This window comes from Flavobacterium maritimum, assembly GCF_040049085.1.
Taxonomy (GTDB): domain Bacteria; phylum Bacteroidota; class Bacteroidia; order Flavobacteriales; family Flavobacteriaceae; genus Flavobacterium; species Flavobacterium maritimum.
Genome location: NZ_JBDLZY010000007.1, coordinates 209,087 through 233,646 on the forward strand (window position 1 = coordinate 209,087; position 24,560 = coordinate 233,646).

Annotated in this window: 21 protein-coding genes; 12 read left to right on the forward strand and 9 right to left on the reverse strand. The window is 35.0% G+C overall.

Annotated elements, in window-relative coordinates:
* Positions 1-12 precede the first annotated feature (12 nt).
* Positions 13-1,113 (forward strand): methylmalonyl Co-A mutase-associated GTPase MeaB, encoded by a 1,101-nt coding sequence (gene meaB, locus ABEB23_RS16025; RefSeq protein ID WP_348813656.1) that lies wholly within the window; start codon positions 13-15, stop codon positions 1,111-1,113.
* Here the strand turns inward: meaB and ABEB23_RS16030 are convergent.
* Entirely contained in the window at positions 1,095-2,036 is a 942-nt protein-coding gene (locus tag ABEB23_RS16030) for an NAD-dependent epimerase/dehydratase family protein (RefSeq protein WP_348813658.1), read from the reverse strand. The genes meaB and ABEB23_RS16030 overlap by 19 nt on opposite strands.
* A gap of 310 nt (positions 2,037-2,346) precedes the next feature.
* Here ABEB23_RS16030 and ABEB23_RS16035 point away from each other — a divergent pair, with 310 nt between their 5' ends.
* The 4 genes from ABEB23_RS16035 (at position 2,347) to ABEB23_RS16050 (ending at position 7,029) form a co-directional block, all read left to right on the forward strand.
* Positions 2,347-3,975 (forward strand): glycosyltransferase family 39 protein, encoded by a 1,629-nt coding sequence (locus ABEB23_RS16035; protein WP_348813660.1) that lies wholly within the window; start codon positions 2,347-2,349, stop codon positions 3,973-3,975.
* 93 nt (positions 3,976-4,068) lie between these two features.
* The gene (locus tag ABEB23_RS16040) at positions 4,069-4,782 is read left to right on the forward strand and encodes a glycosyltransferase family 2 protein (protein ID WP_348813661.1); all 714 of its coding nucleotides are present in this window, start codon (positions 4,069-4,071) and stop codon (positions 4,780-4,782) included.
* The gene (locus ABEB23_RS16045) at positions 4,782-5,414 is read left to right on the forward strand and encodes a lipid-A-disaccharide synthase N-terminal domain-containing protein (protein WP_348813663.1); all 633 of its coding nucleotides are present in this window, start codon (positions 4,782-4,784) and stop codon (positions 5,412-5,414) included. Before ABEB23_RS16040 ends, ABEB23_RS16045 begins: the two co-directional genes overlap by 1 nt.
* Positions 5,395-7,029 carry an ArnT family glycosyltransferase gene (locus tag ABEB23_RS16050; RefSeq protein WP_348813665.1) on the forward strand — a complete coding sequence of 545 codons (1,635 nt, stop codon included), beginning with the start codon at positions 5,395-5,397 and terminating at the stop codon, positions 7,027-7,029. The genes ABEB23_RS16045 and ABEB23_RS16050 overlap by 20 nt, the downstream gene beginning before the upstream one ends.
* On the opposite strand, the gene ABEB23_RS16055 is transcribed toward ABEB23_RS16050, so the two are convergent.
* From ABEB23_RS16055 to ABEB23_RS16065, 3 genes are all read right to left on the reverse strand, one after another.
* Positions 7,030-7,257: a DUF8828 family protein gene (locus ABEB23_RS16055; protein WP_348813667.1), complete on the reverse strand. Its 228-nt coding sequence runs from the start codon at positions 7,255-7,257 to the stop codon at positions 7,030-7,032.
* Positions 7,258-7,293: 36 nt separating this feature from the next.
* Positions 7,294-8,199 carry a prohibitin family protein gene (locus tag ABEB23_RS16060; RefSeq protein ID WP_348813669.1) on the reverse strand — a complete coding sequence of 302 codons (906 nt, stop codon included), beginning with the start codon at positions 8,197-8,199 and terminating at the stop codon, positions 7,294-7,296.
* Between the two features lie 86 nt (positions 8,200-8,285).
* A complete protein-coding gene (locus ABEB23_RS16065) occupies positions 8,286-9,659 on the reverse strand; it encodes an MATE family efflux transporter (RefSeq protein WP_348813670.1) in 1,374 nt (457 codons plus the stop codon).
* Positions 9,660-9,941: 282 nt separating this feature from the next.
* Here ABEB23_RS16065 and ABEB23_RS16070 point away from each other — a divergent pair, with 282 nt between their 5' ends.
* The 5 genes from ABEB23_RS16070 (at position 9,942) to ABEB23_RS16090 (ending at position 15,500) form a co-directional block, all read left to right on the forward strand.
* Positions 9,942-10,781 carry a DUF6929 family protein gene (locus tag ABEB23_RS16070; protein ID WP_348813671.1) on the forward strand — a complete coding sequence of 280 codons (840 nt, stop codon included), beginning with the start codon at positions 9,942-9,944 and terminating at the stop codon, positions 10,779-10,781.
* A 125-nt stretch (positions 10,782-10,906) separates the two neighbouring features.
* Complete coding sequence (locus ABEB23_RS16075) at positions 10,907-11,407, forward strand: RNA polymerase sigma factor (protein WP_348813673.1); 501 nt, start codon at positions 10,907-10,909, stop codon at positions 11,405-11,407.
* 2 nt (positions 11,408-11,409) lie between these two features.
* Entirely contained in the window at positions 11,410-12,384 is a 975-nt protein-coding gene (locus ABEB23_RS16080) for a hypothetical protein (protein WP_348813675.1), read from the forward strand.
* 35 nt (positions 12,385-12,419) lie between these two features.
* Complete coding sequence (locus ABEB23_RS16085) at positions 12,420-14,582, forward strand: vWA domain-containing protein (RefSeq protein WP_348813677.1); 2,163 nt, start codon at positions 12,420-12,422, stop codon at positions 14,580-14,582.
* Between the two features lie 201 nt (positions 14,583-14,783).
* The gene (locus ABEB23_RS16090) at positions 14,784-15,500 is read left to right on the forward strand and encodes a 3-ketoacyl-ACP reductase (RefSeq protein ID WP_348813678.1); all 717 of its coding nucleotides are present in this window, start codon (positions 14,784-14,786) and stop codon (positions 15,498-15,500) included.
* Between the two features lie 133 nt (positions 15,501-15,633).
* Here the strand turns inward: ABEB23_RS16090 and mtaB are convergent, their stop codons facing one another.
* Entirely contained in the window at positions 15,634-16,962 is a 1,329-nt protein-coding gene (gene mtaB / locus ABEB23_RS16095; protein ID WP_348813680.1) for a tRNA (N(6)-L-threonylcarbamoyladenosine(37)-C(2))-methylthiotransferase MtaB, read from the reverse strand.
* Between the two features lie 146 nt (positions 16,963-17,108).
* On the opposite strand from mtaB, the gene ABEB23_RS16100 reads away from it, so the two are divergent.
* Both ABEB23_RS16100 and ABEB23_RS16105 read left to right on the forward strand, forming a co-directional pair.
* Positions 17,109-19,760 (forward strand): S9 family peptidase, encoded by a 2,652-nt coding sequence (locus ABEB23_RS16100; protein ID WP_348813681.1) that lies wholly within the window; start codon positions 17,109-17,111, stop codon positions 19,758-19,760.
* 203 nt (positions 19,761-19,963) lie between these two features.
* The gene (locus tag ABEB23_RS16105; protein WP_348813683.1) at positions 19,964-21,352 is read left to right on the forward strand and encodes a S8 family peptidase; all 1,389 of its coding nucleotides are present in this window, start codon (positions 19,964-19,966) and stop codon (positions 21,350-21,352) included.
* 83 nt (positions 21,353-21,435) lie between these two features.
* On the opposite strand, the gene ABEB23_RS16110 is transcribed toward ABEB23_RS16105, so the two are convergent.
* From ABEB23_RS16110 to ABEB23_RS16125, 4 genes are all read right to left on the reverse strand, one after another.
* A complete protein-coding gene (locus ABEB23_RS16110) occupies positions 21,436-22,233 on the reverse strand; it encodes a Cof-type HAD-IIB family hydrolase (protein WP_348813684.1) in 798 nt (265 codons plus the stop codon).
* A gap of 16 nt (positions 22,234-22,249) precedes the next feature.
* On the reverse strand, positions 22,250-22,468 hold the full coding sequence (locus ABEB23_RS16115) for a putative signal transducing protein (RefSeq protein WP_348813685.1): 219 nt from the start codon (positions 22,466-22,468) through the stop codon (positions 22,250-22,252).
* Between the two features lie 77 nt (positions 22,469-22,545).
* A complete protein-coding gene (locus ABEB23_RS16120) occupies positions 22,546-23,253 on the reverse strand; it encodes a DEAD/DEAH box helicase (RefSeq protein ID WP_348813686.1) in 708 nt (235 codons plus the stop codon).
* An 89-nt stretch (positions 23,254-23,342) separates the two neighbouring features.
* Positions 23,343-24,506 (reverse strand): sigma-54-dependent transcriptional regulator, encoded by a 1,164-nt coding sequence (locus ABEB23_RS16125; RefSeq protein ID WP_348813687.1) that lies wholly within the window; start codon positions 24,504-24,506, stop codon positions 23,343-23,345.
* Positions 24,507-24,560: the final 54 nt, after the last annotated feature.

Consider the following 24,560-nt stretch of genomic DNA (forward strand, 5'->3'; position numbering starts at 1 on the left):
AAATCATTTGCTTTGCCTAATAAAAAACCGCATCCCACAGCCCTCAATGAAAAACCTGGAATTTCTCAACCGGAAATTACCAGTGGTGCCTCTGTCAAAAATATTCAGCAATTTAGAAAAATACAACCTTCAGCAAAAGAACTCGTTGACGGGATTTTAACTGGAAACATTACTTCTTTAAGTCGTGCAATTACCTTGGTCGAAAGTACCAATACCAGCCATTTAGAAAAAGCTAACGAAGTAATCAACGCCTGTCTACCGCATGCTAATAAATCTGTCCGAATAGGAATTACCGGAGTTCCGGGAGTAGGAAAAAGTACTTTTATTGAAGCCTTTGGTAAATACTTAACCGGATTGGGAAAGAAAGTGGCTGTTTTAGCTGTTGATCCCAGCAGTACTATCTCGCATGGAAGTATTTTGGGCGACAAAACACGAATGGAAGAATTGGTTAAAGATAAAAACGCTTATATCCGACCTTCGGCTTCCGGAGAAACATTGGGAGGTGTGGCGCGAAAAACAAGAGAAACCATTACACTTTGTGAGGCTTGCGGATTTGATACCATCATTATAGAAACTGTAGGAGTAGGTCAAAGTGAAACTGCTGTGCACAGCATGGTTGATTTCTTTTTACTGTTAAAAATAGCCGGTGCCGGTGATGAATTACAAGGGATCAAACGCGGAATAATGGAAATGGCCGATGCTATTATCATCAATAAAGCAGATGGCGATAATATCAAAAAAGCCAATTTGGCCAAGCTAGAATTCAACAGAGCTCTCCATCTTTTTCCTGCCAAAAAATCAGGTTGGACTCCTACGACCGCAACCTGCAGTGCCATTACCCATGAGGGAATATCTGGTGTTTGGGAAACGATCCAAAAATTCCTTGAACTGACAAAATCCAACAATTATTTCTTCGAAAAAAGAAAAGAACAAAACCAATACTGGATGTTGGAAACGATCAACGAGCAATTGAAAATGGATTTTTACAATCAGATAGAAATTCAGAAAGCACTGGATACAACAAAAAAAGCGGTACAAAACGATGAAATATCTCCCTTTGTTGCCGCCCAAAAATTATTAAATCTTTACCGAGATTATAAAAAATTATCCTGATACCACTGAACCTGTGCTTTTAATCCCTCATACAAACTAGTTTGAGGATTGTAGGCCAATAAATGTCTCGCTTTATCAATTACGGCATTCGTTCTCAACTGCTCACCTGCTCTTGCGTCAACAACTTCTATTGGGATTTTTTTATTTAAAATCTGCTCTACAAAGTCAATTCCTTGTTGCGTTGTATTTTCTTCCTCGGTACCCAGATTGATAATTTCATTATTGACAACCTCTTCTTTCCCAATCACACTCACCACACCATCAACAATATCTTGTACGTAAGTGAAGCTTCTTAAATGATTTTCGCTGCCTTTGTACAAAGGAAAAGGAATATTATTGAATGCATTTGCAATTAATTTGGTAAATAATTTTTCTGGTCTTTCTCGTGGACCATAAACGGAATACAACCTAAGTGAACAGGCTTTAATTTTTCCCGCTCTGCTACTTGCAAAAACCAATTGTTCCGCTGCTAATTTGGTCACACCATAATAAGAAGCAGGCATTGGAGCGACGGACTCATCGAAGGTAGCATGGACTCCATAAACAGAAGATGTTGCTATGTTCACAAAAAGTTTTAAATTTTCATTTCTTAAAGCAAAATCCAACAGATTTTTTGTGGCAATGACATTATTACTTAAATAATCTTCAAAACTGGAAGTGGCAGAAATACCAGGTTGAGCCGCAAAATGAAAAATATAATCAAAATCAGTAGTTAAGGACTGAAGCTGTTCCGGAAACCGAAGATCGATTTTCTTAATCTCAATACCTTTCGCTTTCAATACACTTGCATTCATCTCCTTTAATGCAACATTATAATAATCAGAGAAATTATCTAAACCGACAACTTTATGTCCTAATGAGTGTAAACGCTCCGAAACATGTGAAGCAATATATCCGGCTGCTCCTGTAACTAGTATTTTCATAATTAACAATTATTAATGATTGTTTTTAACAAAGTATCCTAATAATGACTCAAACGTAAGACAAAGATAAACAAATGTAACACGTTGATAAAGGAAATTATTTACAAAAAGATTACCTTGCATTACAAATAATAATAGTAATTTAGTAGTTACAAAAAAACCATTTTATTTATTATATTTAATAAATTGTTATTATTTAATACACCGGCAACATACTTAACAAAATTTACAAGGAATTATTAAAGCATCATCAAAAAACAAAAAAGCTGGATTTAAAACTTAGATCCTGCTGAAATAAAATTTTACTTTAATGAAAACTAAATTTCAAGTCCTATTTTCAAAGTATCCAGTCTTTTTTATAATTACTATTATTTTTATAGTCTCTTTATTCCAATTAAATTCTTGGGGTATAACAGAATCCAGCGAGGCCCGTTACGCTCAAATTGCAAAGGAGATGTTTGAAAGCGGCAATTATATGCATCCCACAAAAATGGGAATTTATCACTATCACAAACCTCCTCTTACTTATTACATCACCACTTTAGGGTACTATTTATTTGGAGAAAACGAATTTGGCGCCCGGTTTTTTTTATCTGTTGCTTTATTGATCCAATTGATTCTGGTCTATAAAACTTCTTTGCTGTTATTTAACGACAAAAAAACGACCCTACTGGCAACCGTTTTATACTTCTCTACTCCTTTGGTTTTAGCTTCAGTAAGAAACCTCACCACCGATGCTTTTTTAAACACCTTCATCTTGATGGCCATCTATTTCTGGTTACGTTATCTTGACAACAAAAAAATTTTCCTTCTGTTTTATATTTCACTTGGATTAGGCTTTTTAACAAAAGGACCATTGGTCTTAATACCAATACTTGTTTTTCAATCTACTTGGTATCTCTATCATAAAATTAGGGTTAAACTGTCTATTTATGATCTGATAGGTATTATCATTTTTTTTGTATTATGTGGCTGGTGGTATCTGATCATCATACAAGAAAATCCAATGATCTGGGACTACTTTATAAAAAACCAGCTTTACGGCAGAATGGCTACAAAAGACGCCTTTAGCAGAGGAAAACCCTTTTGGTATTATTTTGTTTTTGTTCCTTTATCATTACTGCCTTGGTTAGTTTATATCTTTTTTTCTTTCACAAAAAACCAAAAAAAAGATGCAAATTCTATTAAGAAAAAAGCCTTATTGATTTCTTTTTTGCTGATTATTTTTATTTTTTCGGCGTTTAAAACCAAACTTATTTTCTATATTTTACCGTCTCTTTTCTTAATAGTGCTTTATTCTTCAGATCAATTAAAAAACATACATGAAAGCCTCTGGCGAAAGCTAACCTTTTATTTGTATGGCTATTTTAGTTTGATTCTCATTGTGGCTTCAGTCGCAATGGCTCTTCATAAAATAGAAGTTTCATTAGTCGCCATAATAGTACTATTTTTAGGCCTGCTGATAAGTGTTTTTTTTCTAAAGAACACAGACTGGTTCCATAAAAACATCTACACCTTATTATTAAATACACTGGCCATTTTAGTATTTTCGACATATATAATGAAGTCAAATGAACTACTCATCAATTCGGTAAAACCAGTCGCTACTTTTGTAAATTCTCTTAAATCGAATAATGTTTACGTATACAACTATTTGCTTCCGTCCATGTGTTTTTATACAAACAAAAACGTCATAACTCTTAACAACGGAAATTCGACCAGTAAAAAAGAAGTACAATTCGAACAAAATCTGAACTATTTAAAAACGTATTACAACTTAGAAGAAAAGAATGAAATTTCAAGATTTGGTGCCAATTTCAAAACAAATGACGCAGTATTTTTAGTGCGTAAAAAAGAAAAACTACCTGACTACATAAAAACCAAACTACAGTTTCGACATCAAAAATATTTTAAAAAATGGGTTCTTTATTACAATTAAATACTGCATTCTAAAATATCGCAAATCAAATCTTAATCACTTTTTAAGTTATTTCTTCCGAAAATGAAATACTTTTGTGTAAATTTTATAAATATGAATTTCGAATTAACCATCATTATACCTGTTTATAACGAAGAAGATAATCTTGATCGTGTGCATCAAGAAATGAAACATTTTTTAAAAATTGCCAAGAAGAAAACAAAAATTTTATTTGTTAACGATGGCTCAAAAGACAATAGCCAAGTTTTAATCGAAAAAATCTGCACTGATACTCCAGAATTTAATTATATTTCTTTCGAAAAAAACACAGGATTAAGCGCTGCTATAAAAGCCGGTTTTGATTATACCGACACACAATGGGTCGGCTATATTGATGCTGATTTACAGACCTCCCCTGAAGATTTTAATATACTGATTGATTATACCGGCGAATATGATTTGGTTACCGGCGTACGATCTAACAGAAAAGATTCTTTTACTAAAAACATGTCTTCAAAAATTGCTAACGCAATAAGAAGAGCATTCACTGACGACGGAATGGATGACACAGGCTGTCCTTTAAAAATCATTCGTGCGGATATGGCCAAAAACATTCCAATGTTTAACGGTCTTCACCGATTTTTACCTGCGATGATTTTGTTGCAAAATGGAAAAATTAAGCAAACGCCCGTAAGACATTTTCAAAGAATAGCAGGAGTATCAAAATTCAATCTTTGGAACCGTTTATTAGGTCCTTTACAAGATTGTTTTGCTTACTTATGGATGAAGAAAAAATACATTAATTACAATGTAGCGAAACAAGGTTAATGAACAATTATATTATATATTCAATTGGTTTTTTGGCTCAAATCTTATTTTCGAGCCGTTTGATATTGCAATGGATTATCTCTGAAAAAAACAAAAAAGTATTAACTCCTGTTTTATTTTGGGAAATCAGTTTACTGGCTTCTTTTATGTTATTTGTTTACGGTTATTTGAGACATGATTTCTCAATCATGTTAGGCCAAACCATCACCTACTACATCTACATTCGCAACATTCAATTACAAAACGATTGGAAAAAAATTCCTTTTGCGCTGCGATGGTTTATTCTTTTATTTCCTATTTTCATTGTTTTATATGGTTACAACAACAACATCTACGACTTGCATAATTTGTTAAAAAATGAAAATATCCCGCAATGGTTACTATGGCTGGGAATATTCGCCCAAATCTTGTTTACCTTGAGATTTGTGTACCAGTGGATTTATTCTGAAAAAAAACAAAGTTCTATCTTACCCTTAGGATTTTGGATTCTAAGTTTAAGTGGTTCCCTTTTAATATTTATTTATGCCATCATTAGGAGAGATCCTGTTTTGTTGGCCGGTCACGCCATGGGACTGGTAATCTACGCCCGAAATATCGTAATTCTAAAGAAAGATGTCAAAATTAACGCATAATTATATCTGGTGGCTACTACTTGTAGCCTGCCTCATGCTTTTTCCACATTTGGATGTTATCGAAATAAATATCATGGAAGCCCGAAACCTTATTACTGCCAGAGAAATGGTAAGTAATAACAATTGGATATTGACCACCATCAATGAATTACCCCGTTATGAAAAACCGCCACTACCTACATGGCTGACGGCATTAGCCGGTATTTTTTTTGGTTTTGAAGACATTTACGGATTACGATTACCCGTCGTTCTGATTACCTTATTATTAGTATTCAGTACTCATAAATTATCACAAAAATTAGCCTTAAGTGGGCAACAAAATTTCCATAACGGACTAATATTAATCACCTCTTTTTATATTTTTTTTGCAGGACGGGACAATCAGTGGGACATCTACACCCACAGTTTCATGATGATCTGCATTGTATTTCTATGGCAATTATTAAATGATCCAAAAAATCAGTTATTAAATTCTGTTTTGGCAGGAGTATTTTTCGGTTTTTCATTTTTAAGTAAAGGACCAATTTCAGTTTATGCCTTATTTTTACCTTTTTTGATTGCTTATGGTTTTACCTATAAATTTGACTTAAAAGGCAAGAAACTATATGCTCTTTTAGTTTTATTAATTGGATTGACCATTGGTCTGTCATGGCCCTTATATGTTCGCTGGGCAGATCCAGAAACGGCTATGAGAGTAGCCAAAGTTGAAGGTGGCAGATGGGGAAGCTACAACATCAGACCTTTTTATTACTATTGGAGTTTCTTTACTCAAAGTGGAATTTGGACCGTACCAGCATTAATTGGATTGATTTATCCATATTTAAAAAATAAAGTCAGTAATCTGAAAGCATATCAGTTTACTTTAATCTGGACAATTACATCAGTAGTTTTATTATCCATTATACCCGAAAAGAAATCAAGATACCTACTGCCGGTTTTAATACCGATGGCTCTAAACACCGGTTTTTATATCGATTATTTAATTCGTGAGTTCAAGAACATCCACTTAAAAAAAGAAAAAGGAATCATCTATTTCGCTTTTGGATTAATTGGTATCATTTGTATAGCCATCCCTGTCGGACTATTTATAAAACTTAAAAATGACATTTCCGGTTTTGAGTTTTGGTTCATTGGTTTAACCATTACCTTATTCGCTTTAGGATACGTTCTTTTCCAAAATCTTAGAAACAAGAATTTCGCTAAAGTATTTTATGCTGTAATCGGAGTACAATTGGCGGTAGTTATTTTCGGAATACCATTAACCAAAGCCATTCTTAAAAACCCAGGCTACCAAAGCGCCAAAGCCTTAACAAAAAAAGAGAAAGAGCTAGGAATCAAAACCTATGAATTGAGTTCTTTTACTCCCGAAATTATATGGGATTATGGACACAGTATCCTTATTTTGCGAACTGAAAAAGCCAACAAACTAAATTTACCATTGGAAAATAAATTTGGTTTATTGGCTTCAGAAACGGATAGTATTTTCTCTATAAAAGAATTAGAAAACTACACTATACAAAAGGTTTCGTCGGTTGATTTAAACAGAATTCCAAAAGAATCCAAAAAACACAACAAACGATTAACCCGAAACTATTATGTCGTTACGAAGAAATAATTATTCTTCGTAACGCTTGATTTCTCTGTCGTAAAATTCATTGGCAAGCTCAATCAATCCTTCCATTTCGGCATTCAATTCCGCTTCGTCAAGATCTTCAGCTTCTTCCATAAATTCCACTTCATCATCTTTCAAATTGATGATAAATCTTGGATAATCCAGATGAATAATAAAAATATCTTCCGGAAAATCGGTATTATCGCCTAGTAAAAATTTTGGTAATTCCATATTGTTGTTTAATCGTTAATTTAGTTGTTTATAAATCTATTTATCAGATAAGATAATGGGTGCATTACCTTTCCCCATAAAAATGATTTTGGTATTTGGAGAAGCTGCCAACTCTTTTTGGGCTTTTATTTGTTCGTATTGCAATTGTTTATCAGATAACCCGCTCGAGATAATTCTTTGATAATCCGCTATACCCTGCGCTTCTACTCTTTTTCTTTCAGCTTCCTGTTTTTCTTTTTGAAGAACGAAAGTCATTTTTTGAGCCTCTTGTTCCGCATTAATTTTACTTTCAATAGTCTTTTTTACCGATGCCGGAAGATTGATGTTTCTAATTAACAATTGTTCTAATATCAAACCTCTGCTTTTAAAATCCGTTTCTATACTCTTGAAAATACGTTGCTGAAATTCATTTCTTTTTGTAGAATATAAGGCAACGGCATCATAATAAACTGCGTTGTCACGAATACGTGTTCTCGTTACGGGACGAACAATTTTATCTGAATAATCCACACCTATCTGCTTGAAAATTTTAGGTGCATCCTCTGGCAAAACGCGATATAATACAGTCAAATCGATTACTACTTCCAGTCCGTCATTTGACAAAACCCGAATAGCATCATCACCTTCCTGAGAGCCTTCCCCGTGAATGGCTGACATCGTGTAATTTTGCGTTTGTATATCATAATCTGTTACTTCCAAAAGTGGATTAATTAAATGCAATCCACTTTCCAGAATATCAGGTTGTACATTTCCATAAAGGGATTTAACACCAACTTTACCAGCATCTATTTGTTTGAACATGGAAGAAAAAAGCCCCAAAACAATCGCTAAAAAGCCAATAATTTTAAGAACATTAGAAAATTTAGAAAACTGATTCACATTGCTTTTTAATGTAAAACTTACAATTAATAAAATTATTCCAAGAATAATAAATAGTATCATTTTTTTAAATTTATATGGTTTAGTTAATCAGTCCATTAGACGGAAAAACAAAACAGAAGTTACAATTCCTGAAACTCTTTACTGTTTTAATTTTTCAAAGCCAATTTTCTTGTTAATCGCGCAAAGCGAATATACAAAAATAAAGCGGCAGCTGATAATCCCGCCAAAAGTCCAATCCATATTCCTACTGCCTCCAAAGAAGTGTATCTTCCCAAATAATACGAGATAGGAAACCCAATTACCCAATAGGCGATAAAGGTAATATACATCGGAATTTTAACATCCTGCAAACCCCTTAACGCTCCTAAAACCACCACCTGAATTCCATCTGAAATTTGAAAAACGGCAGCTACCAAAAGCAACTTGGCCGTTACAATGATAATTTCATGATTATCTATCATTTGAGCAGGATCACTCATATTCAAAAACAAATGAGGCAAATAATTATGAAAAACAACGAAAACAATCCCAAAGAAAGTCTCCAACATAATAGCCAATAAAAAGATCGAGCGCGCTACGACAATCAAATTCTTATATTCATTCATTCCCTTACTATGACTCACTCGAATCATCGCGGTAACACTCAATCCCATGGCAACCATAAATGTTGATGAAGCTAAGGTCAGCGCAATCTGATTAGCGGCCTGGTTGTTTTTTCCCAAAGAACCCGAAAGCCATATCGCAGCCGTAAACAAAGTTACTTCAAACAACATCTGCATCGCAGATGGCAATCCCAGATTAATAATTTTTTTCAGAATCGATTTTCGTATTTCTTTGAAACTAAAATTTTTAAAATAACGATTCATTATACTGTTATTCTTCATCAGATAATGCATAAAAACCACCATCATAATTCTAGAGATAACAGTTCCTAAAGCGGCTCCGATGATTCCCATTTTCGGAAAAAACCAAACCCCATAAATCAATACATAATTGAAGAAAATATGCACTACATTGGCCATAAAAATGGCGTACATAGAATATTTCGTCAGCGTCAATCCATCCGCAAATTGCTTATATCCCTGATACATAATCACCGGAATCAATGAAAAGGCAACCCAGTCAATATAAGGCGCCGCCATATCAGCCACTTCCTTGGGCTGATGCATAAAATACATAATTTGCTTAGACAGAACCGTCAAAATGAACAATGCCACTCCCAGAACTGTACATAATAACAGACCGTGATGAAATAGCGTGCGCACTTTTTTATCGTCTTTTTCAGCATTGGCTTCAGCCACCAAAGGCGTAATAGCAGTAGAAAATCCAATTCCCAAAGACAAGGCAATGAAAATAAAACTATTCCCCAAAGAAACAGCCGCCAATTCTGTGGAACCCAAGTTTCCAACCATAAAATTATCCACGATCCCTATTAGTGTATGCCCCAACATCCCCAAAATTACAGGATACGCCAGCTTTATATTATAAGAGAACTCTTTGGTATATTGTGATAAATTCACTTTGATTTTTTTTAGTTGGCAAAGGTAAATCTTTTTATCCCCCTTTTACTACCAATCACTTTCAAAATATGCTAACAATTTTCTTCCTACAATAAAATAGACTATTTTTGAGAAGCCAATTCCGGCTGTACGTTACAATCTTTCTCAAGAAATCCTTTTTTCTAAGTCACAGCAGGAGCTTCCTAGGGTCGCTCTGCCATAACAAGAAAAAAATAGTTTTTCTTCTCAAAAGGATTTTCACTTCCATCAGGGCTAGGGCATTCATTTTCAAAATAACTTTTCATGGAAAAATTCACACTCGAATTATTGTTTCAAATCATCGGAATTGGTTCAGCATCTGGCCTAATCTATAAAGACAACTCTTTATTAATCATCGGAGACAACAGTGGTTTTCTTTACGAATATCAAATCGATTCTAAAGAGTTGAAACGACATGCATTAATCGAAAACCCATCAGAAAACATTCTAAAAAAAGACAAACCAGATTTTGAAGCACTAACTCATTTTGAAGATAATGTGTATGTTTTTGGCTCAGGTTCAACCGAAAAAAGAAACAAAATGGTGCAATTCAATACCCAAAATAAAAGTACCTCCTCCACTGACCTGACAGATTTATATGCCGTCATGCAAAGTTTTGGAGAAATAAAACCAGAAGATTTCAATATCGAAGGTGCTATTTACAATGGCAAAGAATGGTTTTTATTGAATCGCGGCAATGGAAAATCAAACAACAATACTCTTTTCACCATTGACGGAAAAAATCTGACCAACGAATTCCAAATTCTTTCCAACCATTACAAACTACCTAAAATAAAAGGTGTTCGCAGTAGTTTTACCGATGCGATTTTGGTTGATAACAATATATATTTTTTGGCTACAGCCGAAGACACTGAATCAACCTATGATGATGGTGAGGTTTTAGGAAGCCTTATTGGGCGTATCAATATCGAAACCATGAAAATTGATTTTACCAAAAAAATCAGTGACAGTCATAAATTTGAAGGTTTGACCCTATTCAAAAACACCAATGAAAAAATTGAATTCCTGCTTTGTGAAGATAAGGACAATGATGTTTTAGAAACAGCTATTTATAAATTGACTTTAGACAAAACCAAATTATAAGACTCAGAAAAAAATATTTTTAAAAATATTTTGATCCCCTCCCAACCTTTTTCCCTTTTTATATCTCTTTAGTAATAAAGACACCAATTGTGATAAACGAAATACTAATTTCTAACTGCAAAAAAATGCATCGTGATGCCCAGCGTCAGATGTATGAGCACATGGCTCCAAAATTGTATCGCACTTGCAAACGATATCTCAAAAAAGAAGAAGAAATTGAAGAAGCATTGGCAGATGCCTTCTATACTATTTTCACAAAAATGGACCAGCTAAAAGAAGTCCAGGCCTTTGAAGCATGGGCCAGAAAAATAACTGTAAACCATTGTTTGGCAAACATCAAGAAAAACACCAACTTCAATATGTATCTTGATGATGTCCATTTGTTGTCACAACCTTTTACAGATGAAATAACCCAACTCGAAGAAGAAGATTTACTCAATTTACTGAATCATATTCCCGAAGGATGCAAAACTATTTTTAATCTTTTTATCATAGAAGGTTATGGACACAAAGAAATAGCCGGCATGCTCAGTATTTCAGAAGGCACCTCAAAATCACAATTGAATGTCGCGAAAACCAAACTAAAGGAATTAGTAAACAAATTGTACTATCAAAAAGCGAAATAGTCATGGACAATCAAGATAAAATATTTGAGCACATAAAAAATGCTTCTCAAAAAGCAGAAACCAAGGACTTTCCTGCAATGGAAAAAATATGGTCTCGCGTAGAAGAAAGACTTGACAAAAAAGAAGATAAAAAAACCATTGCCTTATGGAAAAAAATTGCCGTTGCAGCGTCTTTTTTATTAGTGCTTTCGTTAGGCTTTCAGTTTTTAAAATCTGAAAAAACAATTGGTATTGAAACACCAAAATTAGTTAATACTGATACTATTACAACAACCATTCAACAAACTGCTAAAGAAAAAAACAGTATCGCTCTTTCTAATGAAACACAGACAGTTACTAAAAAAGAAGCCTTGCAAATTTTAAATAATCAAATCGGAAATCAGCAAAAAGTAGCTTTAAATGAAACAACAATTTCAGATACTTTAACGGAAAGCATTCCAACAGCGTCGGTTGCAATTCCAAATGAAATTTCAGAAGAAACATTTTCTTTTGAAGAACAGATTACAAAAGAAAAACAAACTGGTTCAGCTACAGTTTTAAAAGCTAAAAGATTCGATTCCGCTGCAATGAAATATGCCAAAAGCGAACAATACGAAGAAAAAAGCAGTAAAAAAGAAGTACAAATTCCCCAAAAAAGCACTCCTTTGGTTGTAATTAATGGAAAAGCATTGTCCCACAGCAATGAGACTAAAAAAGACCAAATGATGCAAAAGCAGCTGAGTAAGTTAAATCCTGAAAACCTGGAATCTATCGTTGTACTTGAAGAGCCTTTATACATCATTGACGGTATTTACTATTCAGAAAATGATTTATTTGGTTCTAATCCCACAAGTCCATACGCTCCATTAAACAAGCAAGAAATTAAAACAGTCACCATATTACAAGACCAGGAAGCGACTACGGCTTATGGAGAAAAAGGTAAAAAAGGAGTTGTTATAATCACTACTAAAACCGGAAAACCCGAATCACCTAAATAGGTAAAAACTCGAATTAATCTTTAAAAATCACTATCATGAAAAGCTTAAAACTTATTTCATCAGCCATTGCTATGCTTGTATGTTTCGTGTCGACCGCACAAGAAAAAACAATTACAGGAACCGTTTCAGATACCGCCGGTCCCCTTCCGGGAGCTACCATTAGCATCCAAAAATCAAAAAAAGGAACCACAACTAATTTTGATGGTCATTATTCGATTACTGCCCAAAAAGGAGACATTCTTATTTTCAGTTATATCGGATACAAAACCCAAACAAAAACAGTAGGAAATGCAAATATTATAAATGTAAAATTAGAAAGTAGCGACCAATCATTACAAGAAGTAGTCGTTGTGGGATACGGAACTAGTTCAAGCGAATCCGACAACAATAACTACAGTTATACCAAAAAGAAAGTCACAACTGCAGCGTCTACCCAAATGGTTCAAGGCAGAGTGGCAGGTTTACAAATTTCACCTAATTATGTTCAAAAAGAAGCAATTCCAAATACTCAGACACTAGGGGCTGCTTCATTACCTTCAAAGAATGAACCTTTGTACATCATTGATGGCGTTCCTGTAAAGGCAAAACAAATGTCAAAAATAAATCCTAATGACATTCAGGATGTGAAGATTTTAAAAGATACAGCCGCGACCAATATTTACGGCAACAAAGGAGCTAATGGCGTAGTCATAGTGGCAACCATAAATGGAATTTATCAGAATCTTACCGAAAAAGAATTACAAAAAAAACTGGATCAACAGGAGAAAAACCCAACACCAAATCCAGCTGAGACAAGTCAGGAAGATTATAATTCATTGATAGAAAACCCATTCGAAAGCCCAAAATCAGCTCCGCTATCCACATTCTCTATTGATGTCGATAATGCTTCTTATACTAATGTACGTCGTTTTTTAAACAATGGGGAAACTGTACCGAAAGATGCTGTTCGTGTAGAGGAAATGGTTAACTTCTTCAAATACAACTACACGCAACCCAAAGATCAAAATCCGTTTTCAATACAAACTGAATTCAGCAATTGTCCTTGGAATAATAAACACCAAATTTTGAAAATTGGTTTGCAAGGAAAAAACATCCCAACAGATGATTTACCTGCCTCGAATTTAGTATTCCTCATCGATGTATCAGGTTCTATGAGTGACGTCAACAAATTACCATTACTCAAGCAATCGATGAAAATCTTGGTTAACGAATTGCGAAAAAAAGACAAAGTTGCCATTGTGGTCTATGCCGGAGCTGCAGGATTAGTGCTACCTCCTACATCCGGTGATGAGAAAAAAACGATTATTGATGCATTAGAAAATCTAAATGCCGGCGGAAGTACTGCGGGTGGAGCCGGAATTAATTTGGCTTATAAAATAGCTCAGGAAAATTTCATAAAAGACGGAAACAACAGAGTTATTCTGGCTACTGATGGCGATTTTAATGTAGGAAGCTCTTCCGACACCGACATGCAAACTTTAATTGAAGAAAAAAGAAAAACAGGCGTTTTCCTAACCTGTTTAGGTTACGGAATGGGAAATTACAAAGACAGTAAAATGGAAACATTAGCAGATAAAGGAAACGGAAACTATGCTTATATTGATAACATTCAGGAAGCCAATCGCTTTTTAGGCAAAGAGTTTAAAGGATCCATGTTTGCTATCGCCAAAGATGTAAAAATTCAAATTGAATTCAATCCAAAACAAATACAAGCGTATCGATTGATTGGTTATGAAAACAGAAAATTACGTCCGGAAGATTTTACTAATGATGTTATTGATGCAGGTGAATTAGGAAGCAATCACAGTGTTACTGCCTTGTATGAAATTATTCCAAATGGAGTGAAAACTGACTTTTTGAATAATCAACCCGAACTAAAATATACCACAGTGCCAGAAAACGGGACCAATTATAATGATGAATTAGCTACTATAAAATTCCGTTACAAAAAACCTGATGGAGATAAAAGTATCGAAATGATTAAAGTGATTGATAACAAAGCAGCTTTATTAGGAACGACATCCAATGATTTCAAATTTAGTACTGCAGTAGCTTGGTTTGGACTGAAGCTTAGAGATTCTAAATTAATCTCTAACAAATCATCTGAAGACATTATCAAACTGGCAAAACAAGGATTAATTAATGACACCGAAGGATACAAAGCAGAATTCATCCGCTTGGTTGAAACAGTAAAATAATACAATTTAGCCAAATTTATTTCTATTGTTGACCTTCCTATAAAGCCACTTAATCAAACAACTGCTTTATTAAATCAATAAAGCAGTTAATTATATATTAAGAATAAAAAATAAGGCGTTCCTAAATTTGAAAACAAGTATTTTTGTTAAACGATATACAGAAAAACAAACACTTTAAGTGTCACCAAAAAAAATTAAAAAATGAACGACTTAAAAAATAAAAATGCCCTGATTACAGGCGCAGGAAAAGGAATTGGAAAAGCAGTAGCTATTGCCTTGGCAAAAGAAGGCGTAAATGTAATTTTGATAGCAAGAACACAAGAAGAGATTGACAGTGTAGCTGCAAAAGCGCGTTCTTTAAGAGTAAAAGCACTCGCAATAACCGCTGATGTTGCCGATATTAACTCAGTAAACGCTGCGGTAGAAAAAGCTTTAGCCGAATTCAAAACAATTGATATTTTAATCAACAATGCCGGGATAGCTGCTTTTGGTAAATTTTTAGAATTAGAACCAACAGATTGGGAACGCATCATTCAGGTAAACCTGATGGGGGTGTATTATGTGACTCGTGCCGTTATACCTAATATGATTGAAAGACAAACCGGTGATATCATCAACATTTCTTCAACAGCAGGATTAAGCGGAAATACGCTAACGAGTGCCTATAGTGCGTCTAAATTTGCTTTATTAGGACTAACCGAATCCTTAATGCAGGAAATGCGCAAACACAATATTCGTGTGACGGCACTAACACCAAGCACTGTTGCCACAGATATGGCGAAAGAATTAAAATTGACGGACGGCAATCCGGAAAAAGTAATGCAATCTGAAGATATTGCCGAATTAATCATCGCTCAACTCAAATTAAACCGACGCGTATTCATTAAAAGCAGCAGTATTTGGTCTACAAATCCTTAAGTCGTTTTTTATTTTTAGATAAAAGACAGATAAGCTTAAAATATAAAAACCATTAAGAAATTAAGTTTCATTAAGTTTTGCACTTAATTTTCTTAATCTCTTAATGGTTTTGATTTATAGGTTTAAGACTGATTTAAACTAGAGCCGAAACAAATTCCATTCGCACACTGCCATCTTCATCTATTTTTGTCAAATTGATTTCGCGTAACGTATTAACCAATTCGGGATTCCAAGGTGTTTTTACCTTCACATAGTTTTCTGTAAAACCATGAATGTATCCTTCCTTATTTTCACCTTCAAATAAAACCGTTCTATTTGTTCCCAACTGGCTTTCATAAAAAGCACGACGTTTTTTTACTGATAAACCACGTAACATTTTGCTGCGTTTTGCACGAACATTTGCAGGAACAACACCTTCCATTTCCGCTGCTTCGGTATTATCACGCTCCGAATAGGTGAAAACATGCAGATACGAAATATCCATTTCATTCAGAAAATGATAGGTTTCTAGAAAATGTTCGTCAGTTTCACCCGGAAAACCAACAATGACATCAACACCAATACAGGCATGAGGCATCACTTCCCGAATCTTATTCACTCTTTCGGTATAGACTTCACGAAGATAACGACGCTTCATCATCTTCAGGATATCATTACTTCCTGACTGTAACGGAATATGAAAATGTGGCACAAAAGTTCGGCTTTTAGAAACAAATTCAATGGTTTCATTTTTCAACAAATTGGGTTCTATAGACGAAATTCGCAATCTTTCAATTCCTTCCACTTTATCTAAAGCCTGAACCAATTCTAAAAATGTATGTTCATGTTTCTTATTCCCGAATTCCCCTTTTCCGTAATCCCCAATATTTACACCGGTTAAAACAATTTCCTTGATATTTTGCTGTGAAATCTCATAAGCGTTTTTCAATACATTTTCCAGTTCATCACTTCTTGAAATTCCTCTCGCCAGTGGAATGGTACAATAGGTACATTTGTAATCACAACCATCCTGTACTTTCAAGAAAGCACGAGTACGATCACCTATTGAGTAACTTCCCACATAAAAATCAGCTTCAGCGATTTCGCAGGAATGCACTTCTCCAAAATCATTTTTAGACAAATCATTAATATAATCAGCAAGCTTGAATTTTTCAGTCGCTCCCAAAACCAAATCCACTCCATCTACATTAGCCAATTCTTCCGGTTTCAATTGGGCATAACACCCCACTGCCGCAACAAAGGCCTTATCATTCAACTTCATTGCTTTACGCACCACTTGCTTGAACTGCTTATCAGCATTTTCAGTCACCGAGCAGGTATTGATTACATACATATCCGCTACTTCCTCAAAATCTACACGATCAAAACCCTCGTCTTGTAAATTTCGTGCAATTGTCGATGTTTCTGAAAAATTCAGTTTGCACCCCAGTGTGTAAAAAGCAACTTTTTTTCTGTTTTCCATAAGTAGTCTCAATTTAATGAAATCGTTGTCAAAAAAATTGAGTGCGCAAATTTACGTAGAAAACCTTAGAAATAAAAAGATATAATTTTTGTAACTTTTTATTTACAATGCAGACTAACCGGAAAACCATTTAAAAACTCACTTATATGAAAAAACACATTTTATGCTTCTTTGTACTCCTAACCTCGGTTAGTAGCATGGTAGCACAAACAGAAAAATCAGCAATTCCATTATTAGACCGGGAGTTGTTTTTTGGTAACCCGGAAATATCAGGAGGACAGTTAAGTCCAGATGGAAAATGGATTTCTTTTATGAAAGAATACCAGGGCATCATGAATATTTGGGTTAAAAAATTTGATGAACCTTTTGACAAAGCACGTCCTTTAACAGACAGTAAGAGACCAATGTATGGCTATTTTTGGTCTTATGACTCGAAATACATCCTGTTTGCAAAAGATAAAGACGGTGATGAAAATGTAAACGTTTTTGCCGTAAATCCAATGGATGAAGCTGCCGCTGGAAAAGTACCTGAATCGAGAAACTTAACACCTTTAAAGGACGTTACCGCTCAAATCAATACCGTCAGCAAAAAAAACCCTGATATCTTAATGATCTCATTAAATGACAGAGACAAAGCTTGGCACGATTTATACCAACTCAAAATTTCTACTGGAGAGTTGACAAAAATCTATGAAAATAAAGACAGAATTACTGGTTACGATTTTGATTGGGACGAAAACCTGAGAGTTTTATCCAAAACAGATGAAAAAGGGAACACGGTCATGCTCAAAAAAGAGGGTGATGTATTAACTCCTATTTATGAAACTCTCGTTACTGAACAAGCTTATATTGCAGGCTGGACTCCAGACAACAAACAAGCTTATTTAGTTTCCAATACAGGAGATTTGAATCTTTCTACCCTATTTTTGATTGACCTTGAAAGCAAAAAAGTGACTCAATTAGAAAGTGACCCTAAAAAAAGCGTCGATTTTGGAGGCCTTAATCTTGACAATAATACCCGTGAAGTTATTTATACTTCTTACACTGATGATAAAACAGAATATTATTGGAAAGATAAAAACTGGGAAAACAATTATAAATATTTGAAAAGCAAGTTTCCAGGAAGAGAAGTAAGTTTTCAAAGTGCTACAAAAGATTATAAAAAATTCTTAATCAGTACTTGGGGTGACAAATATGCAGCCGAAGCTTATTTTTTCAATAGTGAAACCAAAGAATTACTGTTGCAATACGTTCCTAGGCCGGCATTAAAAAAAGTTGAACAATATTTGGCTTCAATGAAATCTATCCGTTACAAAAGTAGCGACGGATTAGAGATTCCGGCATACTTAACTTTACCGATAGGGAAAAAAGCCAAAAACTTACCTGTTGTAATTTTAGTTCATGGCGGACCGAAAGGACCAAGGGATACTTGGGGCTATGATGCCGAAGCGCAATTTCTAGCCAACAGAGGATATGCCGTTTTACAACCCAACTTTAGAGCTAGTGGCGGTTACGGAAAAAAATTCTTAAATGCAGGAGATTTACAATGGGGTAAATTAATGCAGGATGACATTACTTTTGGTGTACATTACTTAATCGAGCAAGGAATAGCCGACAAAGATAAAGTAGCTATTGCGGGGGGAAGTTATGGAGGTTATGCTACTTTAGCAGGATTAGCTTTTACACCGGACTTATATGCTTGTGGTGTTGATATTGTTGGCCCAAGCAACATCTTTACATTATTAGAATCAGTACCTGCTTATTGGGAACCTGCCAGAGCATTTTTATATGGAATGGTTGGAGACCCAAATACTGAAGCCGGTAAAAAAAGAATGCATGAAGCAAGTCCATTATTTAGTGCCGATAAAATTGTAAAACCGTTACTAATTATTCAAGGAGCAAACGATCCAAGAGTTAAAAAAGCAGAAGCGGATCAAATTGCTATCGCTTTGAGAGACAAAGGAAAACAAGTTTCTTATCTATTAGCAGATGATGAAGGGCACGGTTTCCGTAAACCGGTCAACAGTATGGCTATGTATGCTGAAATTGAAAAATTCTTAGCTGGAATCTTGGGCGGTACTTACCAAAAAACAATGCCTGAAGATGTGGCTAAAAGATTAAAAGAATTAACAGTCGATATTAGCAAAGTAACTTATGAAGCTGCAAAAACAGAAAAGCCAGCAACTGTTTTACCGAAATTGACCAATAATCTAAAAGCACAAACCATCAATTATGATTTTGTAATTGAAGTACAAGGACAAACTATTCCAATGAGTATGAGTCGTACGATTGCTAAAAATGGCGATAATTGGATCGTCAAAGATGTAGCTAAAGGTACTATGGGAGAAATGATAGACGAAACAGAATATACTAGTGATTTGACAGTTGTCTCAAGAAAAATGCAGCAAATGGGACAAAACATTCCAATGAGTTTCTCTAAAGATAAAATGACTTTGGAAATGAAAGGAACAAAAATGGAAGTTCCTTTTTCTGGAGCTTATATCTCTGACGGCGCTGGATTTGATGCTGTTATTGCAAGTTTGCCATTACAAAAAGATTATCAATTGATTTTTGAAATGCCTGATATGACCAGTATGAAAGCGAAACTTGTGACTATGAAAGTGACGGGCAATGAAAAAGTAAACGCAGTTGATTGTTTAAAAGTCGAAATTAAAGCGAACGATAATGCGAACGATTGCACAACACTTTGGATAAATCCAACTTTAAAAATAGCAGAAAAAATGACCCAAATAGTTCCAGCTATGGGTAATGCCAAAATGACTACAACCAAAAAATAATTGGTTCTAAATACTAAAAAAAGGAGTTGCTAAAATTTAGCAACTCCTTTTTGTTTTTCAAAAATAAGATTTCACATTTCCTAAGTCGCAAGTGATTTTTTAAATGTATTAGCTAAAAAACTCAATACATTAAAAATCAAAACATTATATCTTATTTAGTATATTTGATATGACTTTTTAATTTTAATCTTAAACATTATATCATGGAAAAAAATCGCATTATAACAATTGTGGCGGCCGTAGTAACTGTACTAACGATATCATGTGAAAATGATATAAATCTAATGCCAGAAACCGTCCAAAAAGAAGAACAACCAAAATTTGTCCCTGGAGAAATCCTCGTAAAATTTAAAGATGGAGGCAAAACAACCAGTAAAATAAAATCGGGTGCTTTGTCTTTAATTTCGGGTACTATCGTTGAAACTATCAACACAAATGCAATGAAAACAGGAGAAACAGGCAAAGGGAATGGCAGCGGTAATCTTTTACTCGTTTCTTCAAAATTAGGAACTATGGAAGCGATCGCACTCCTTGATAATTTACCCGAAATCGAGTATGCCGAACCAAACTGGGTATACCAGCATTATGCAACTTCTAATGATACCTATTACAGTAATGGATCACTATGGGGAATGTATGGAGATGCGAGCTCACCCACTAACCAATACGGCAGCCAAGCAGCAGAAGCATGGACAACAGGCAATACTGGATCTAAGAGTGTATGGATTGGAATCATTGACGAAGGCTATATGTATACTCATGAAGATTTAGCTAGCAATGCAGGTACTAATCCCGGAGAAATTATTAATAATGGGGTTGATGATGATGGTAATGGACTGGTAGACGATGTTTACGGCTGGGATTTCGCTGGAAATGATAATACTGTTTTTGATGGTGTTGATGATGACCACGGTACACATGTAGCAGGAACAATTGGTGCTGTCGGGGGGAACAATAAAGGAGTTGCAGGTGTCACATGGAAGGTAAACCTGATCAGCGCAAAATTTTTAGGTATTAAGGGCGGAACCACCGCAAATGCCATTAAAGCGGTTGATTACTTTACCGACATGAAACAACGTCATGGAATCAACTTGGTTGCAACAAATAACTCCTGGGGAGGCGGAGGTTTTTCACAGGGACTATATGACGCGATAGAAAGAGCTAATCAGGCCGGCATTCTATTTATAGCTGCTGCCGGTAACGCCACTAATAACAATGACGCTACTGCATCTTATCCTGCATCATATACAAACACAAATATTATTGCTGTAGCTTCCATCACAAACACCGGTGCGATTAGTAGTTTTTCTAACTATGGGTTAACTAGTGTAGACATTGGTGCTCCAGGATCTGGTATAAATTCTTCTGTACCAAAAAGATCTCAAGGAAAAATAGTTTCGGCTTATGCAAGTTATAATGGCACGTCTATGGCCACACCACATGTAACAGGCGCAGCGGCTTTATATGCAGCGTCACATCCCGGGGCTACCGCGGCTACAATTAAAAATGCAATACTAAGCAGTGCAATACCTACAGCTTCACTGAGTAATAAGTGCAGTACCGGCGGCCGCTTGAATGTCAGCGGATTTTAATTAATAAAAAAACGAGAGTCTCTTTAATTGGGAGGCTCTCGTTTTCTAATCACATATTTCTAAATTTATATCGTACTCAAAATCTAGTTCAAAATAAACCTGCGAACTACTTCTGCCACTCCATGATCATTATTGGAAGCTACAATTACGTCGGCTTTATCTCGAAGTTCAGGAGTAACATTATCGACCCAAACACCCAGTCCTGCATATTCTATCATAGTCAAATCATTACCCGCATTTCCAACTGCGATAATTTCACTTTGAAGAATATTCAGTTTATCTGCCAAAAATTTAATGCTGGCGCCTTTGTCTATTCCATTTTGTGCTACTTCTAAAAAGAAAGGCTTCGACATACATACGCTCAAATGCGGCATGGCGGCTTTTAAGTCTTTTTCAACTTCTTTGAGGTAACTTGGCTCTTCCAACAAAATACATTTTATGGCTGATGATTTAACCTTATTTTTAAAACTTGGTACTTTATTATGTTCTAAACCTGTTATGGTTCTCTCCACTTCAATGTACTCCGAATCAGTCTCGCTAACAATTTCATCATCAACATAAGTAATGATGTGCGTTTTACTTTTAAGACTGTAATCGTACAATTCATGAATTTGCTGTTGACTTAACGTTTGTTCAAAGATGATTTTATCTTCTTTCAAATCCGTTATAACTGCTCCATTATAGGAAATCATATATGAATCATCTAATTTCAATTCTTTAGCATAAGCGGTCATCGCCGGTGTTGGTCTGCCCGAAGCCAAAACAACGTAAACACCTAAATCTTGTGCCTTGAACAGCATTTCTTTATTCTCTTCCGAAATTTTATGGTCATCGGTCAACAAAGTGTCATCCATGTCCAAAACTAACATTTTGTATTTCATCTGTATTCAGTCTTATTTAAATACTCATTCTAAATTCCTCAATAACAGGATTTGCTTTTCCAAAATCTACTTCTTGGATAAATAATTCAACCGCTAAATCCGTATTACCAAATCCTGCCAATCGGGCTGATTGAATATTATTTTTCAAAACTGTATCTACTCCTACTGCTTCAATTTTTTCCTGCAAGGCCAAAGCCAAGATTTCGCTCCCAGAAAACACTTTCATTAATCCCATCTTCTTATTTTATTATAGTTTTTTTATATTTTTCTTGCTCCAAAAAAATTTCGCTCTTTATGGAGCATTTTTATATGTTATCGATTACCATTTTCTTCATCACCTTCAAGTTCTTCGAAATCATCGCCTTTTTCTGCTTCAAAGTTTTCTTCCTCTTCAAAATCTTCTTCATCTCCATCAAAATCAAATTCGTAAGGTTCCAACAACATTTTATCAGCTAAGGTTTCTATTCGCTCAGTCAACTGCTCAGTAAAGATAATACGTTGGGTTTTAGTGATGCTGTTGGATATGCGCATGATTTTAGTTTCGTGACGCAATTTCAAAATTGGATCTGCATCATCTAGAATAAACATTTTCAAACGGTTTACATTGTAACCTGCCGTAGAAAACATGTCACTCAACTTATTGGGAGTCCCAATCAGTACGTCGATTCCGGTAGAAATATAGTTTTTATCATAATCTGTATCGCCTTTGTCATGAACACCATAAATTTCTAAACCGCTGTACTTACCATACTTTTCGAAAAGTTCTTCCATTTCGAGAACCTTTGCTTTGTCTTCCACAATAATCAAAGCACGGGGTGATTCCTCGGTCCCTCCTGCCAATTTCTGAATCACATTGATTACTATCGTAGTCGTTTTTCCACTTCCTTTAGGTGCAATAATAATACAATCGGCTCCACTTTTCAGGGTCGAAAAAGTTTCTTGCTGCATGGCATTAGCCTCAGTCAAACCATTTTCAATTAAAGCTTGTTGCAGCTTTTCGTTTATTTTTTTTAGTTTCATATTTTTTATAGCTACAAGCCTTAAGGTATAAGCAAAATTATTGCAAAAAAATTCATAATGCTTATTGCATAAAGCTTAAAGATTGATTTTTATTTACTTGCGAACAATTTCACATCATTTTCTGAAATTTCATTTCCTCCAAGAATTATCAAGCGCTCCACTACATTTCTCAATTCACGAATATTTCCCGTCCAATCGTATTCCTGTAATAACTGAATCGCTTCTTTGGAAAACTTTTTCACAGCTGTTCCTTGCTCTGAGGCAATTTTATCAGTAAAATGCGAAATTAACATCGGAATATCTTCTCTCCTTTCATTTAGCGCCGGAACTTTTATCAAAATCACAGCTAAACGGTGGTATAAATCTTCGCGGAAGCGACCTTCGGCTATTTCCTTTTTTAAATCCTTATTGGTAGCTGCCACCACACGCACATCGACTTTAATATCTTTATCTGCCCCTACTCTGGTAATCATACTTTCTTGTAAAGCACGTAAAACTTTGGCTTGAGCCGAAAGACTCATATCTCCAATTTCATCCAAGAAAATGGTTCCTTTATCAGCTGCTTCAAACTTTCCTGCCCGATCTTTTACGGCCGAAGTAAACGCCCCTTTTACATGTCCGAACAATTCGCTTTCAATCAGTTCAGATGGAATCGCAGCACAATTCACCTCGATTAACGGAAAATTGGCTCTTTCACTTTTTTCATGCAATTGATGGGCAACGAGTTCTTTTCCGGTTCCGTTAGGTCCTGTAATCAAAACTCTAGCTTCAGTTTGCGCGACTTTTTCAATCATCACTTTGATGTGATTGATCGCTTCGCTCTCACCAATCATTTCGTAATTTTTACTGACTTTTTTCTTCAGAATTTTATTCTCAACTACTAATTGTTTTTTATCTAAAGCGTTACGAACCGTATTCAATAATCTATTTAAATCAGGTGGTTTTGAGATGTAATCAAAAGCCCCCAAACGCATCGTATTGATGGCTGTTTCCATATCACCATGACCGGATATCATAACCATTGGAATTTCCGGTTTTATTTTCTTAACCGCTTCCAGAAGTTCAACTCCATCCATTTTTGGCATTTTGATATCACACAAAACCAAATCATAGTCGGTATTTTTTATTTTCTCATAGCCTTCAATTCCATCTTCAGCTTCTTCAACTATGTACGCAGTATTTTCTTCCGAAAGTATTTTAGTTAACACTCTTCGGATGGCTGGTTCGTCTTCTATGATTAATATTTTTGACATATCTTTTGATAATTTGGTTAATCCTTAATTTGACTATTGGGCTAATCGGTTTTA